Annotated in this window: 8 protein-coding genes; 3 read left to right on the top strand and 5 right to left on the bottom strand. The window is 53.7% G+C overall.

Annotated features, from left to right (window positions below):
- The first annotated feature begins 781 nt into the window (after positions 1–781).
- A complete protein-coding gene (locus DQG23_RS29685; protein WP_113034678.1) occupies positions 782–2,524 on the top strand; it encodes a sigma-54-dependent Fis family transcriptional regulator in 1,743 nt (580 codons plus the stop codon).
- 122 nt (positions 2,525–2,646) lie between these two features.
- Here DQG23_RS29685 and DQG23_RS29680 read toward each other — a convergent pair whose 3' ends face one another.
- Positions 2,647–3,885: an alpha-L-fucosidase gene (locus tag DQG23_RS29680; RefSeq protein ID WP_113034677.1), complete on the bottom strand. Its 1,239-nt coding sequence runs from the start codon at positions 3,883–3,885 to the stop codon at positions 2,647–2,649.
- A gap of 339 nt (positions 3,886–4,224) precedes the next feature.
- Positions 4,225–5,091 carry an AraC family transcriptional regulator gene (locus DQG23_RS29675; protein ID WP_113034676.1) on the bottom strand — a complete coding sequence of 289 codons (867 nt, stop codon included), beginning with the start codon at positions 5,089–5,091 and terminating at the stop codon, positions 4,225–4,227.
- A gap of 132 nt (positions 5,092–5,223) precedes the next feature.
- Between DQG23_RS29675 and DQG23_RS29670 the strand changes: the two genes are divergently transcribed.
- Positions 5,224–6,789: a HEAT repeat domain-containing protein gene (locus tag DQG23_RS29670; RefSeq protein WP_113034675.1), complete on the top strand. Its 1,566-nt coding sequence runs from the start codon at positions 5,224–5,226 to the stop codon at positions 6,787–6,789.
- A 247-nt stretch (positions 6,790–7,036) separates the two neighbouring features.
- On the opposite strand, the gene DQG23_RS29665 is transcribed toward DQG23_RS29670, so the two are convergent.
- Positions 7,037–8,266, bottom strand: a complete 1,230-nt coding sequence (locus DQG23_RS29665; protein ID WP_238178102.1) for a WD40/YVTN/BNR-like repeat-containing protein — start codon at positions 8,264–8,266, stop codon at positions 7,037–7,039.
- An 888-nt stretch (positions 8,267–9,154) separates the two neighbouring features.
- Here DQG23_RS29665 and DQG23_RS29660 point away from each other — a divergent pair.
- Positions 9,155–13,228, top strand: coding sequence for an Ig-like domain-containing protein (locus DQG23_RS29660; RefSeq protein WP_158560759.1), 4,074 nt, complete (start codon positions 9,155–9,157; stop codon positions 13,226–13,228).
- A gap of 389 nt (positions 13,229–13,617) precedes the next feature.
- On the opposite strand, the gene DQG23_RS29650 is transcribed toward DQG23_RS29660, so the two are convergent.
- Complete coding sequence (locus DQG23_RS29650) at positions 13,618–14,151, bottom strand: TlpA family protein disulfide reductase (protein WP_113034672.1); 534 nt, start codon at positions 14,149–14,151, stop codon at positions 13,618–13,620.
- A 490-nt stretch (positions 14,152–14,641) separates the two neighbouring features.
- Positions 14,642–15,706, bottom strand: coding sequence for a YVTN family beta-propeller repeat protein (locus DQG23_RS29645; protein WP_158560758.1), 1,065 nt, complete (start codon positions 15,704–15,706; stop codon positions 14,642–14,644).
- Between the last annotated feature and the right edge of the window lie 65 nt (positions 15,707–15,771).

Below are 15,771 nucleotides of genomic sequence, written 5' to 3'. Positions count from 1 at the left end.
TACGAAAACTCGCTCGGACTGGGGTTATGCAACGAATCGTGCGCTTCGTGTAGAAAACCTCATTGTTAATGAGGCTGTCCTCACTATTCCTAAGGTAAAATGCTTGTTCTCGCCCGTCAGTGAGGCAAACGAAACTATTCATTTCGTTTACCTCACTGATAGTTGCATTTGCCTCATTAGGGCACTGGAACACGGGTTTTCGAGGGGCGATAGTTAGGTTAGCCTCACTACTAGTTGCGTTTGCCTCATTATCTCACCAAAACACGGATTTTCGGTTTGAAATAGTGGAGTTTGCCTCACGAATAATAATTTTTTCCTCAATATGATGATCACTATCTCTTGCATTACGGGAGTGCGGGTGTTGCAGAGTGCGCAGCGGCGATCGATTATATGATAATGTGTAATGCAGGGCCAATCATCATCATGGCATAAGTTATGGAATCGGATGCAGGGGCCAATAATCATCATGGCATAAGTTATGGAATCGGTTGCGGGGCTAATGATCGTTATGGCAAGTGCCGTGGAATGGCAATGGCATGCGGGGGAGAATGAGCCATTACAGTTTGTACCCATAGTGGCTTGAAACATTTTTGTCTTGGCGAGGTTTGACCGCCGACGTGTGACCGAACACCGCGTGCCGCGATGACACCGCGCTCCGGGAGGCGCACGGTGCGGAAAGAAGAGCTTGTGCAAAGGAAACATTTCGCATATCGTTCGGATTATCTGTAAACGCTTGCCCTTACTATACGCGCAGCCGTTACTCTTTGGAGGTGAGACCGACGTGGAATTGAAAGCGATTCAGTTGACGATCCAGCAGATCGTTTCAGCGATTTCCGCCGTTCTGAAGATCGAAGTGGAGATTGCGGACCGTCACCTGCTCCGGATTGCCGGAACCGGGGCGATCAAGCCTCAAATATGGAAAGAGATGAGCAACGAGGACTACGTTTATCGCCGCTGTCTGGAAACCGGCGAGCCGGTCGTGATCGAGTCACCGGGCTTTCACGAATTGTGCCGGAACTGCGTGCATGTCCGCAATTGCCGGGAGCTCGGGGAAGTTTGCTGCCCGATCAAAACCGACAATCGCACGCTCGGCGTCATCGGACTGATCGCTTTTACTCAGGAGCAGCGCAATCGTCTTTTTACAGATTTGCAGGCGAATTTGACCTTCCTGCAGAAAATGGCCGAGCTGATCGCATCCAAAGTGATGGAGCATGAATTTTATTTGCAGCAGCTTATGGCTCAGAAAAAAGTATCGATGCTCATCGACTATATGGAGAATGGGGCCGTCATTCTGAACCGGCAAGGCGAATGCAGCTATATGAACCCTGCGGCGCGCCGTCTTCTGCACATACCGGCGGAGACGGAGCCGGATGCCGGCGTCATCGGACAAATCGCGGACGCCGTTCTGCATAACGCCGACGGTATATGGTCGGACGAGCCGGTGGCCTTGAAGCTTGGCGGCAAGGTCAAACAGCTGCTGGTTTCGATGCAGACGCTTTCGATCAACCCCGAAATGAAGGAATTCGTCGTTTTCCTGAACGATCCGGAGCAAATTACGCATATCGCCTCCAGGCTGACCGAGGATTCGGTCAAGGGCTTCGAGCAAATTATCGGCAACCACCCGTCGATGAAAATATTGAAGGATCTCGCCAGGAAGGTGGCCAACAGCCCGTCCTCCATACTTATCCGGGGAGAGAACGGGACGGGCAAGGAATTTTTCGCGCAATGCATCCACCGTTACTCCGAGCGAAGCGGCAAGCCGTTTCTTGCCTTGAACTGCGCCGTGCTTCCCGAAGCGCTGCTGGAGCGGGAGCTGTTCGGACGCGCAGAGGAGCGGGACGGGCAGGGCGAGGGCAAGCCGGGGATGATCGAAGCGGCGGAAGGCGGCATGCTGTTTCTCGACGATATCGGGCATATGCCGTTGTCCACACAGCTGAAGCTGCTCAACTTCCTCGAGCACAAAACGATTCCCGGCGCGCAGCGGCAGCTTGACGTCAAGCTGATCGCGGCGACCGCTCAGGATCTGGATCAGCTTGTCGATCAAGGCTTGTTCCGGCGCGAGCTTTTTTACAAGCTGAGCGTTTTCCCGTTTTATATTCCGCCGCTCCGCGAACGGAAAGAGGATATTCTCGCGCTCGCCAGCCATTTTTTGCAGCAGCATTGCGCCTTTACGAAGAAGTATATCCGGGCCTTCGACGAAGAGGTCAAAAAGATATTCCTTTCCTATCACTGGAAAGGCAACATACGCGAGCTTTCGAACGCGGTGGAATACGCCATCAATGTGGAGAGCGGGACGGTCGTGTCCAAAAACAGCTTGCCCGATTATTTGAGGAACGTCGTGCTGGTCGATGCGAACGGCTACCCGGCGGAAGCCTCCTGCAACTTGCGTATGGTGGAAAAGGATGCGATTCGACGCGCGCTGCTGCTTGTCAAGGAAAGAGGCGAGCCGAAGGATAAAGCGGCGGAGCTGCTAGGGATCGGAAGAGCGACGTTGTTCCGCAAAATGCAGGAATACGAGCTGTAAACGAACACGCGCAAAAACTCCCTCACGGTTTTCCGTAAGGGAGCGCATCGAATCGGCCGATTACGCACAAAAGAGCCTCGCATGACGGGTTTGCCGCCGTAAATGTGACTCGAGTCGGCCGGTTACTCTACAATGGCGACCCGCACAACTAGATTATCGCCATAGGGGTAACCCGTCGCTTCGAAGCAGAGCAGCCCGGACTCGGGATCATGCGTAAACTTCAGCTCTTCGCCGTTGTCCAGCCAGCGAACGCTTCGGACGGGGCGTTTTACGCCGGTGAACGATTTCGGACCCGTGCCGCCATCTCCGGTCGTGACGTTCGCATGACCGTCGATCGATAGGCGGTGGATGAACAAGCAGGTCGAGCCGTCCTCCGTTTCCAGCGCAAAATTATCGCCTTGCCCTCGGATCGTGCTCGGTTTGCCTTCATAAACCGGTTTGCCGTGCAGTGCGAGCCAGTCGCCGATCACTTCCAGCAGGGCTTGCTGCATAAGCGGGATTCGGCCTTCAGCTGTCGGACCGACGTTAAGCAAATAGTTGGAGCCGACTTTGCGGCATGCGCAAAGATTTTCAATCAGCTCGCCCGACGATTTATAGTTGAAATCCCGGCTGCCGATTCCCCAGTGGCGGTTCATCGTTTGGCACATCTCCGAGGAGATGTACTTGCTCATGCCTTCCCGATTCATCGGCGCAGGACGTCCCTGCTCGAAGGTGACGCTGTCGATTTCCGGATGGCCGAGCGCACCGCGGTGATCCAATCCCGTATTGTTAATGATCATCGCCTCCGGCTGCAGCCGGCGTATCGTGCCGTACAGCTCGTCGAGCTTCCAGTCCGCATCAGGCTTGCTCCAGTTGCCGTCGAACCACAGGCCGCCGATCGGCCCGTAATGCGTGCACAGCACTTCCACGGAGGCGCGTAAATAATCCAGGTACTCCTCAAAGTTCTCGTTAAAACTCGGCTGATACCAATCCAGCGTCGTATGGTAAAAGAATGGCGTAACGCCGGCTTTTCCGCACCCTTCGACGAACTCGGCGACCAAGTCCCGCTTGGCTGCGCTGTGCGGCGCGTCAAAATCGGACAATCCGCGCGTGTCGTACAAGGAAAACCCGTCATGATGGCGGGTTGTGAGCACGACATAGTTCATCCCGGCCCGTTTGGCCGTCATCGCGATTTGCTCCGCGTCAAAATGCTCGGCCGTGAACCTGTCCTTCAGTTTGGCGTACTCGTCCATCGGAATGTTTTGAATGTGCTGCGCCCATTCGCCTTGCCCCAATTGCGAGTACAAGCCCCAATGAATGAACATGCCGCACGCCTGCTTTTCAAACCTCGCTATTCTCGGCTCCGGAATCGGAATCGCCATTGTCGAATACCTCCCGTTATCGGTCGTTAATTCCTTATATTGAACAAGAAACGGAATGAACGACCGTCCATCCCGTTCTCCTCTTCTTTCAACGCGCCGTGTCATTATCCTTTTTTCTTGCTGTCGTAAGCTTCTTGGTCCCCCTAATGCGACGCCCGAAGATTGTCAAGCCGCGGTACTGCTGGAAAACAGGAGGATTCTTAACAATTGTTCAGCCGTTTACAAAATGGAGAATAACGTACCGGTTGTAAGGCGAGCCCCGATTAGTTTAACGAGAAGAAGAGCGGCAATAGGGGTTGTACGTCATAACGATCGTGCAAAAGTAAGCGGCTGCCGCGCTTACACTTGATGTGTTTCCCGGAACTCCCGCGGAGTAAAACCCGTAAGCTGCCGAAACAGCTTGGAGAAGTAGTGGATCGACGAGAAACGATGCTTTTCCGCGATCTCGGTGACACTCAAATCGGAAAACCGCAAGTCGTCCTTCGCCCGGCTGATACGAAAATTATTGATATACTGCATGGGGGAAAGTCCTGTCGACTGCTTGAAAAGCTCGAAAAAATAGCCTCTGCTTATTTTCAAATCCATATAGTAAGCTTCCAGCGGCTCCAGATTGCCCCGTACGAGATCCTGCTCGATCCGGTCCAGCAGCTTGTTCATCCGGGGATCGGGAATTTTGTCGCTCTGCAGGGCGTAGGAGAGGAAAAACTCGATAAACTGCTGGAAATGGCTTTGCACTTTCAGGCTGCGCATGAACGTTCGCTCGTTCGTATAGTCATTGGCTGTGTAAAAGCGCTCGAACCAATCGGTCCATACGCGGAGCGTTTCTACGCTCATATGCTCGGGAATCGGGTAAGGAAATTGCGGGCCGACGAGGGACGCGCGCAGCTGCGAGAAGTCGTAGCAGATCGTGCTTGCTCTTTCGAAAACGCCGCTTCGGTTCGTATAAGACCAGTCGAAATAACAGCATACATGTACCATAGGTTCGTGCGTGTCCGCGATCCATTCGTGCGGCTGTCCGGCCGGGATATACACGAGGGAGCCGGGAACGGCTGCGTGCATGCGGCCGCAGGTGGTGATGACGCCTTTGCCTGCGCTGATGAGGTAAAGCGAGGAGGTGTAGCAAATCCGCGGACTGCTGGACTGCCCTTTGGAAAACGGATATTCGGTTGCGTAGTAAACATACGGATGAAAAGCCGCGAAGCTCATCGATCGTTTTCCTCATCTCTTTTCAATTTCACCTGACAATTGTATAAAAGGATGACCTTGCTGTAAATACAAGTGATCGGCCGTTTGCTAGAATGTGACTGTAATAATGAATGGAGATAGGAGAGATGCTGCATGCTGGATCCAAATTATTTGTTGACGGATGAACAAATGGCGGAGTTTATTACAAAAGGGTATCTCGTGCTGCGGAACGACCTGCCTCAGGAGCTTCATGAGAACGTTATGAGCATTATTTATAACGTTTTGCATGAGGAGGGGAACCCGGGGAACAACATTTTGCCGCGTGTGCCGGACATTCAGCAGTTTTTCGATACGCCGGTCGTACGAGGCGCCCTGACAAGCGTGCTGGGAGCGGATTATTACATGCATCCGCACCGGCACTGCCACTACAATCAGCCGGGCAACCAAAGTCCGGGCGGCGGACAATGGCACAAAGACGGGTACTGGTCGTCTATGCGCAGCCATAGGCCGTGGTGGGCGATGATCTTCTATTATACGCAGGATGTGACCGAAGCTTTGGGGCCGACGGCGATTATGCCGGGTACGCAATATTACGAGAAATTCCTCGGGGACAGAGGGAAGACGATTCTGCCGACCGGCAAGGCGGGAACGATGGTTTTGGTGCATTTCGACCTGTGGCATAAAGCATCCCTTAACGTATCGAATCTTGACCGTTACATGCTCAAGTTCCAATTTGTCAGGATGCGTGCTCCCGAAGCGCCAAGCTGGAATCATACAGCTAAGGAAATGATCATCCCGGAAGACGTTTCAACCTTGCACCGTAATCTTTGGCGAGACGTTTGGGACTGGTTGCGCGGCGAGGAAACGGCTGCTGCGGGGAGCGGGGAGGCGGTGGACGAAGCGCTTTTGCGTCAATGGGCAGCCGGGCTGGCATCGGATGACGTCTCCGAACGGGGACGCGCAGCAGACGAGCTTGGTTTGCTTGGAGAAGCGGCAGCCGGATATGCGTCGGCGCTCGGGCGGCTTCTTGGCGACCCGGAGGAAAGCGTAGCTTTGAACGCGAGCTATGCTTTGGGGCATCTGGGGGCGATAGGAGTCGATGAGCTGCTAGGGCATTTGGCGAACGGATCCAATCTCGTCGCTTTGCGAGCCGCTTACGGATTGCAGGGCGGCGGCACGAAGGCGGTTCCGGGGCTTATCGCCGCGCTGGGCCTTGCGGATGAAAGACGCCGGGCTTTGGCCGCGTTTACGCTTGGGATGCTTGGCTCGTCCGCTAAGGGGAGCGTACCTTCGCTAATCGCCGTTTTACGTGACCAAAGCGCTTGGGTTCGCCGTAATGCGGTCGAAGCGCTGGGGATGATCGGCCAGCCTGCTGAATCGGTCGTTCCCGCCTTAGCGGCAGCCTTGGCAGACTCGTTGCGGGACGAATCCGCCGGAGCTGCAAGGACGAATGATTCCTATGTGATCAATCAAGAATATATCGCCAATAAAATCGGCTATACGGCTGCGCTTTCTTTGCTCCGCACAGGTAAAGACGGGGACCCGGAAATCGTCGTCGACGCCTTGCGGCAAGCCTTGGGCAGCAAAGACCGGTATGTCAGGGCGTACGCCTCGGAAGCGCTCACTCATCTTCGCACGCCGGAAGCGATCGATGTGCTGATCCGGTTTTACCGTTCTTCACGGTGGTGCCCGGATACGCATAAGGCGAGTACGTTTTAGAACGATTGGTTTGCAGAGGATAGACGGAACCAACGCGAAAAAGGCCGGCAAGCGCATGATTGCGCTTTTGCCGGCCTTTTTATGCGCGAACAGCCTGGCCCAAAAGCTGTGGCCGGAAAACAGTGGCGGCGACCGGGAGTACAGCCAGGAGATAACGCGATGTTTCATCCGAGGTCTCTCCACAGTCACGGCTCCGGCGACAACCTGCGGATACCGCCTGCGTCAATATTCCGCCTTGCAGCTCCGCTCAAGAAGCGGATTTCGGTTTGTCGAAGGTGTGCGCTTTTGTCCAATGAGCGCCGCCGTCTGAGGTGGTGTACATAACGGATGGGGTTGTATGATCGGTGCCGATCCACCAGCCTTGCTTATCATCCGCCATCGCGAGAAGCGCTCCGGCATAACCTTCGATCGATTGCGTGCCGTTGATCCACGTTTTGCCGCCGTCTGTAGTCTTACCGACCGAATTGGGCAAATCGCACGCTCCGCAGTACCCTCCCATAAAAGCGGTGCTCGGGTTAACGACGTACAAAGGTCCGGGGCCCGAACCGGAATTTTTATGTCCTTCCGTATTTTCCATTGTAAATCCCGGTGCGGGGCCGGCGCCTGCCGTCGAATTGGCAAGAACGGTTAGCCACTGCTTGCCGCCGTCAACGGAATGAAACAGCGAATACGATGTTTGCGTCATACCGGAGTCGCCGATCCATTCGACCCAAGCGTCCTCGGCTCCGGCTGATCGAATGATCGCCCCGTTTAGTTGTCCGGCAAGCGTCCTGGACATGACGGTGTTCCATGTTTTACCGCCGTCAGCGGTTCGCATGATAGCGGCGGCGTCTTTATTTTGCGTGACGGCCCAGCCGTTCTTGGCGTCATGAAAATAAGCATCGCCGACAAGGCGCTCGGGCACCGGAAGGGTGCTCCAGGTTTTGCCGCCGTCGGTCGTTTTGGCATTGGCGCTGTAAGCTTCGGTTTTATTGACGAAGTGCAAAAATCCTTTATTCGGCACCATGCCGGCTTTGGTCCAGTGCTTGCCGCCGTCGGCGGTGCCCAGCAGGGAGTAACCTGCGCCTCCGGCTCCGGTATCTGTTCCTTCAACAGCGGCCCATGCATTTGTGCCGTTTAATGCAAATACTTGTCGGATGGTTCCCGAACCTTGGTATTGCATGCTCCAATGTTTCCCTGCATCGTCGGTTCTGGCGATCCAGCCTTCTCCGGCAGTCCAGCCGGATTTCGGATCGGCCAGCCTTACGGCGGTCACCATGCCGGTTGCTGCCGCTGCAGTCGGCTTGGCGCTAGGCGTGCTTTTGTCCGTATCGGCAGGGGACACGCTTGCATCCGAAGCAGCGGTGGGAGCCGCTGACGGCGCAGCTGTATTTGCCTCCGTGGGCTGCGGACTTACCGACGCTCCCCGGCAGCCGGTCAGGGCGATCAAAAAGGTGGATGCAGCGATTGAAAGTTTCATGCTTCGTGCAAAGGACATGTCGATCCCTCCTTGTTTGAGTAGGGGATATGTTTATAGACGCGGCAAACGGCAAATATGTTTTACCAGTATGGCATTCGATCTGCGCGTATAAACGGAACAAGGAGGGAAGAAAGCTTATTTCTCAATTTTTAGGCGAAAATACCTGGAGTTTTTCTGGTTAATACTGCCAAAGTTCACGAATGCGATTATAGAGAGCATCAATTGGCCCCTTTTTCACTATAAAATAGTACTTGCTAGAAAGCTTAGCGCAACAAGTCCCATAGCTCTATTGCTTTTCTACGCTCTGAGTACTAGGATTTTTTCCTGGCGTTTACTGATTTATTTCGTTGATTTTTTAGGTAGTTGCTAGGATCGCGAGCTTTCGAAATTCAGGTTGAATTTTACAAAAAACGAACAGCGATTGGGATGTAGATAGGATGAATAATTAGTCACTCTTCCGAACCTTTCTTTCTTTTTAAATTACTTTTTCTAACAGGAAATTTTTAGCTATTCAGGACTAAAGTAATAGGATAGAATGGAATAGTCGTCAAAAATCGACTAAAACTTCTGTGTGTACAGAGGAGAGGGAGTTTGAAGTTTATGGCATCGGGAACAGCCGCCGCATTTAGTAGTACAAGCAGATTGTCGAGGCGAATATTCGCCGCACTCTTAGTTTTTTTTATCGTGATTTGGAGCATGTCATCAGCGGTGGGGAATGTGTATGCAGCCCCGGAACTGGAGATTACCGTGCAACCGCATGATGTTACTGTAGTTGAAAACGCTAACCCGACTTTAACAACTTATGTTGTGGCAACAGGCGGTAGTGGTCCATTAAGCTATCAGTGGTATCGAACGAATGCTGAAAGGAATAACACCATTGCATTAGAGCCCCAAAAGAGTCCTATTTTGACGCTCCCGGCAACTGCAGCCAACGACAATTATTACTATGTTACCGTTACTGACGGTGTAACAACAGTAACCAGTCAGCTCGCCCACATTATCGTGACCGCGCTGCCGGCATCTCCCGTACCGTCGATTACGGGTCCGTCCGGCGTAAACGTGGACGAGGGAGACCCGAGCCCGGTTCTTGAAGTCGAGGTTTCAGGTTCTGGAGGCGGTACGCTAAGCTACCAGTGGTATCGCAATACGCTGAATGATAATACAGGCGGTTCTGGACTGCTGGATAAGACAAATAGTACGTATACAGTGTCAACAGGCGCAGCCGAAAATGCGTACTACTATGTAGTGGTAACGAATACTGTTGCTGGCATGACACCCTCAATTACAAGGAGCAGTACCGCCCATGTTATAGTGAACGTGCTGCCGTCAGCTCCCGAGCCATCGATTTCAACGGGCCCGGCCGACGCAGACGTGAACGAGGGCGCCCCAAGCCCGCTTCTCAGCGTCGTGGCTAGCGGAACCGGGACGCTCAGCTACCAGTGGTATCGCAATACGCTGAATAATAATACGGGTGGTTCTGAGGTTTCGGGCCAGACAGCGAGCACTTATTCGGTGCCGACAGGCGGAGCCGAAAATGCGTACTACTATGTAGTGGTAACGAACACTGTTGCCGGCCAGAAGCCCTCAAGTACAAGGAGCAGCACCGCCCACGTTATAGTGAACGCGCTGCCGGTAGCCCCCGAGCCGTTGATTTCAACGGGCCCGGCCGACGCAGACGTGAACGAGGGCGCGCCAAGCCCGCTTCTCAGCGTCGTGGCTAGCGGAACCGGGACGCTAAGCTACCAGTGGTATCGCAATACGGTCGATAATAATTCGGGCGGTTATCCGGTTTTGGACCAGTCAGGGAGCACCTATGCGGTGCCGACAGGCGCAGCCCAAGATTCGTACTACTATGTAGAGGTGACGAATACTGTTGTCGGCATGAAGCCGGCAAGCATTAAGAGCGGCACCGCACATGTAGTTGTAAATGATGTCACGCCGCCGACGGTAACGATCTCGTCGGGTATAAATAGGCCGACCGCTCAAGCTACATTCGGCATTACGATTCTATTCAGCGAGCCGGTAACGGGGTTCTCGGCGGCAGGCATCTCTGTCAATAATGGCAGTATCGGCAATTTCCAGCAATTGAGTAATCTTATGTACACAGCAGACATTACTGCGACAGCGAACGGGCCGGTTACGATCAACATTGCCGCTGACGCGGCGGAAGACAACTCTGGCAACGGGAATACGGCGGCAACGCCGCATGTCGTCACCTATGATACGGTTGGTCCTACAGTGAATATTTTCTCGTTGGTGGCGAATCCGACGAATCAGTTGTCTTTTGTCGTTACGTTAGCTTTCAACGAGCCGCCGCTCAACTTTTCGGCTGATGATATTGCAGTAACGAACGGGACAGCAAGCCAACTGCAATCAGCGGACGGTCTGACGTATACCGCAGTCATCCGACCGACGAGTGATGGAACGGTAACCGTTAATTTGGAGGCGGACGTGGTCAACGACGCGGCGGGCAATACCAATACCACAGCACCAACTCCGTTCAGCACGGTTTACGACGGTACGGCGCCGACGGTAGCCATTACGTCAACGGCGGCGAATCCGACGAATCAGTCGCCGTTCAGTGTAACGATCACCTTCAGTGAAACGGTGAACGGATTTGAACTCGGTGACCTTGTGGTGAACAACGGGGGAGCAGGGAATTTGCAGACGGTAAACAGCCGGACGTACACGGCAGATATTACGCCAACGGCAGATGGTCAGGTAACCGTGAATATTGCTGCTGGTGTGACGGCTGACGCAGCGGGCAACTTCAACACTGCAGCAGCGCCATACAGCACCGTCTACGACGCTACGGCGCCGACGGTAGCCATTACATCGGCGGCAGCGAATCCGACGAATCAGTCGCCGTTCAGTGTAACGATCACCTTCAGCGAGGCGGTGAACGGATTTGAACTCGGTGACCTTGTGGTGAACAACGGGGGAGCAGGGAATTTGCAGACGGTAAACAGCCGGACGTACACGGCAGATATTACGCCAACGGCAGACGGTCAGGTAACCGTGAATCTTGCAGCTGGTGTGGCGGCTGACGCAGCGGGCAACTTCAACACCGCAGCAGCGCCATACAGCACCGTCTACGACGCTACGGCACCTGTATTAACATCCGTGAGCATCGCCAGCAATAACGCGACTCCTTCACTTGCGAAGGTTGGGGATACGGTGACGGTAACCTTCAGCGTCAGCGAAATGCTAAGGGAATCGCTGGAGGTGACCATTGCGGGACATGCTGTTCCGGTCACCGTAGTTGACGGCGTATACACGGCAGTATACACAATGACGAATGATGAGGCGGAAGGTGCAATTCCCCTGCGGATCGTGTTCAGCGACATAGCGGGAAATGAGGGCACAACGGTCGTCGATACGACAGACGCCAGCTCTGTTGTTTTCGACAAGACGCCTCCGGAACCGGTGATTGTAAGTCCGCGCAACAAAGCAGAAATGACCAATAGTCGTCCGGAGATTAAAGGAACAGTGGAACCGGGAAGTACGGTTACGATTACAATCAACGGCAAAGAGAGCCATGTGCAGGCTGACAGCAACGGCGAATGGCGGTACAGGCCTGAAAACGGCTTGCCTGATGGCAAGCACACATTTACAGTGAAGGCGGTTGACCTTGCCGGGAACAGCAGCGAGGTTCAGGCTGAACTGATCATCTATATCTATACGGAGTATACACCTGATGCTGAGACCTCTAAGGAAAATGACACCTATGCGGATGTTTTGATTAATGGTCAACCGTCCAGGATCGGGAAGCTGATAACCAGCCGGCAAAATGGTCAGTCGGTTGCTACACTCACGATAGATGAGCGTGAACTGGAGAGGATGCTTGCGGGAGCAGGGACGGGTGCAGTGCTTACCATTCCGTTGAATACGGACTCTGACGTTCTGATCGGACAACTGAACGCTCAATTAATTAAAAATCTGGAGCAGATGCAAGCGGTAGTGGAGTTTAAAACAAAACACGCTACGTATACGCTGCCTGCACAGCAATTTAACATCGACACGCTGTCTGAACAGTTTGCAAATCCGGTTAACCTGCAAGACATTACTATACAGATTGAGATTGCAGCTCCGACAACAGATATGGTACAACTGCTGGAGCGTGCCGCGGAGGAAGGAGCATTTACCGTCGTTGCTTCCCCGATGAGTTTCTCAATAAAAGTTTCGTATGCGGGGACGAGCACGGAAATATCCAAGTTCAATTTATACGTTGAACGGACGATCGCTTTACCGGACGGTACGGACCCGAGCAGAATTACGACGGGAGTCGTGGTTGAACCGGATGGAACAATACGCCATGTCCCGACCCGGATTGAAGCAAGCGGCGGGAGCTATATCGCGCGTATCAATAGCCTGACGAACAGTACGTATGCGCTCGTATGGCATCCGCTCGAATTTGACGACATGGCGAACCACTGGGCCAAAGATGCCGTCAACGATATGGGCTCTCGGATGGTCATCAACGGTACAGGAAACGGGCGATTCAGTCCTGACAATGATATTACCCGTGCGGAATTCGCGGCGATTATCGTGCGCGGCCTGGGATTGAAGCTTGAGAATGATCGGGAAGCGTTCTCCGATGTGAAATCCGCCGACTGGTACAGCGACGCCGTTCATGTGGCGTATGCATATGACCTGATCGACGGATTCGAGGATGGGACTTTCCGGCCGAATGACAAAATCACACGCGAGCAAGCGATGGCTATCATCGCCAAGGCTATGAAGATTACAAATGGACCTGCAGCGATAACGATGACTGCTGAAGCGGCAGAGGAGGCGCTGCGTTCGTATACGGACGCGGCCGACGCATCCGCCTGGGCGAGAAGCGGCATAGCAAGCAGCGTAAAATCGGGAGTCGTATCGGGCAGAAGCGAATCTTTGCTCGCACCAAAAGCCAATATCACTAGAGCAGAGGTCGCAGTTATTATAGAGCGGCTGCTCAAACAAGCCGGTTTGATTTAACAAACTCCGAAAGAAGTGGGCTGTCCCAGTAGTCCCTATCGGAATTTTCGGACCCCACTTCCTACGTGAATTCGTTTAACCAAAAGAACCTTCATCTCCACTTGCATAGTGGTTTTGAAGGTTTTTTTGCATCATTTATAGGGTTCGCTCACTTGAGTATCCCCTTTTGGGATACCCTCATGAACATCGGCCAGGCGCAGCCCGGAAACTCTTGTTGCTCAACATGGCGGCCATTTGGCGGAATCAATCTCAATTTTGAGATTTTTGTCCCCACATCATGCATGAAAAAAGACGCTTCCATCTCCACAATAGTGGTATTGGAGGCGTTTTTGACTATGCCATGCGATCGGCCGACAAAGGCTTGAGCGAACCGTTCCGTCAGCTCCACACTACCCGTTAAGCAGGCGTGTAAGCTTCTTTTCCAGCTCCGCGGGCTCGAGAACGTGGAAGATGTCCGTAATTTTGCCGTTTCGGTCGACCAGAAAGCTTGTCGGGATCGATTGGAAACGGTACGAAGCGAGAGCGGAGCCTTCTTGATCCAGCAAAATGGGGAAGGTGAATCCGTATTGCTTCACGAACGCTTCCGCTTCCTTGCGCGTGTCCTGGCTCGTTACATTTATACCGTACAGGTCGAACTGGCCGGCGAACTTTTCGTACAGCGCCTGCATATCCGGTGCTTCGATCTGGCAAGGAATGCACCATGAGGCCCAAAAGTTAATGAGCAGCGGCTTGTCGCGCTCCCCTCCGACGCGATACGCCGCTCTGTCGAGGGCGGTTAGTTCGAAAGCCGGTGCGACAAAGCCGACCTTCGGCGCCGAGTCGGCAGGTAAAGCCGACTGACGGGCCAGCTCGCCCATATGCTGATAAACGGCTCCGCCTGCCAGCACGGCCACAATGGCGAGTACGATCCAATTTCTTTTCATAAGCATCCCCCGTTTATGCGCGCTGTCCGAACATTTCTCGCCGTCATAAACTTCCTCCGTCCGCGCGGCGTCCGAACCGTTCTCGTTGTTATAAGCATCCGTCGTCTGATTACCCAGTTTATATCATTAGTGATGCGCAGTTGCTGACTTATGGAGGGCGGGCAGCAAGGTTGTCAGGTTGTTAGTCGCTCCCGCAGTTCGATTTAGCCCAATTGGAACAGGAACATCGTCCATGTTTGCCCCTCCAGTCCGATAAAACCCGCTTACAGAGCGGGTTTTACCATCACCCGGTGAAATTACGCTTTCCAATTGGGTGAAATCGGACTCCAGCACAACAAATTGCTTTCTCCCGCGTTCCAATTGGGCGAAATCGAATTCCAGCGCAACACAGCGCTTTCTTCCTCGTTCCAATGGACAAAATCGGACTCCAGCGTGACACCGCCCTTGCTTTGTCCGATGCTCTAAGGGCTTTACAATACGTCCCCGCTCATCAGCAGCTGCCGCCGATGCCCGGCAGCGCTTTGATCTGGATGCCGTGAGGCGTTTTCCCGACCTTGATCCGCTCTACGGTTTGCTTGGTTGCCGTATCGATAACGGCCACTTCATCCGTGCCGCTTAGGGTAACATATGCTTTCGACTGCTGGCGGTTGAACGAGATATGTCTCGCGCCTTCCAGTCCGGTCAGCGTCGAGAGGACCTTGCCGCCCGCCAAATCGACGAAGCTTACCTGGCTGCTCTCCATGCCGGTCACGACGGCGGTTTGGCCGTCTTCGGTCACGACGACATCGGTTGCGCCTTGTAAATCCGCAACCTTGCCCAGCGCTTTCCCGTCGGCGGTATTGTAGGTTTCCAGCGTCCCGTCGCCGGCGCATGGGACGAACAGCTTTTTGCCGTCGTCGCTCAGCTTGATGGCCCGCGGCGTGCGTCCGGTCGGGATGGTCAGCTCGGTTTGCTTCGTTTTGACATTCACGACGTAGACTTTATTGTTTTCATGGTCGCTCACGTACAGCTTGTCGCCGAATAGCACCAAATAGTTCGTGTGCGCGCCCGTTCCAAGGTCGATCGTTCCGGCCTCCTTGCCCGCCTTCGTGTCTACCAAATAAATGAACTGGTCCGCCACCGCGGCGACATACAGCGTTTTATTGTCAGGCGATAGCGCCATGCCGTGTGGCATAGGGCCGACCGGCACCTCTTTCTCAACCTTCAGTGTTTGCGTATTGATGATCGAGATGGTGCTGCTGTTCATATTCGCCGCATACGCTTCGCGCATCGTGCTGGAGAAAATAACGGTCGACGGCGCCTCCGACAAAGGAACTTTGCCTACGACTTTACTTGTCGGAACGTCGATGACGGACAAACTATTCTCTTTCTCGCTGGGCACGTAAAACTGTATATTCGTCAGCTTGCCGGCTTCTGTCTGAACGGAGCTTTGGCCGTTTGCGGCCGAGCCGGCATTCAAGCGCTGCGCGGCTTCTTCCTTCGTTTCGAGTGCGCAGCCGCTCGCGAACAGGGTAAGGGCAAGAGCAAGCGATAAAGTTATTTTTCGGTTTGACATGGGGCATTCTCCTAGGCGGATGTTTTTTTTGAAATTAATCATTGTAAAACTATCGGAATAAATGT

Source organism: Paenibacillus contaminans (assembly GCF_003285015.1).
GTDB classification, from domain to species: Bacteria; Bacillota; Bacilli; order Paenibacillales; family NBRC-103111; genus Paenibacillus_V; species Paenibacillus_V contaminans.
This window is presented reverse-complemented; position numbering and strand designations above follow the sequence as displayed.

Coding starts and splice junctions, on each gene's coding strand:
- DQG23_RS29680 (WP_113034677.1), bottom strand. CDS start 3,885: ATGGCGATTCCGATTCCGGAGCCGAGAATAGCGAGGTTTGAAAAGCAG.
- DQG23_RS29650 (WP_113034672.1), bottom strand. CDS start 14,151: ATGAAAAGAAATTGGATCGTACTCGCCATTGTGGCCGTGCTGGCAGGC.
- DQG23_RS29645 (WP_158560758.1), bottom strand. CDS start 15,706: ATGTCAAACCGAAAAATAACTTTATCGCTTGCTCTTGCCCTTACCCTG.
- DQG23_RS29670 (WP_113034675.1), top strand. CDS start 5,224: ATGCTGGATCCAAATTATTTGTTGACGGATGAACAAATGGCGGAGTTT.
- DQG23_RS29665 (WP_238178102.1), bottom strand. CDS start 8,266: ATGTCCTTTGCACGAAGCATGAAACTTTCAATCGCTGCATCCACCTTT.
- DQG23_RS29675 (WP_113034676.1), bottom strand. CDS start 5,091: ATGAGCTTCGCGGCTTTTCATCCGTATGTTTACTACGCAACCGAATAT.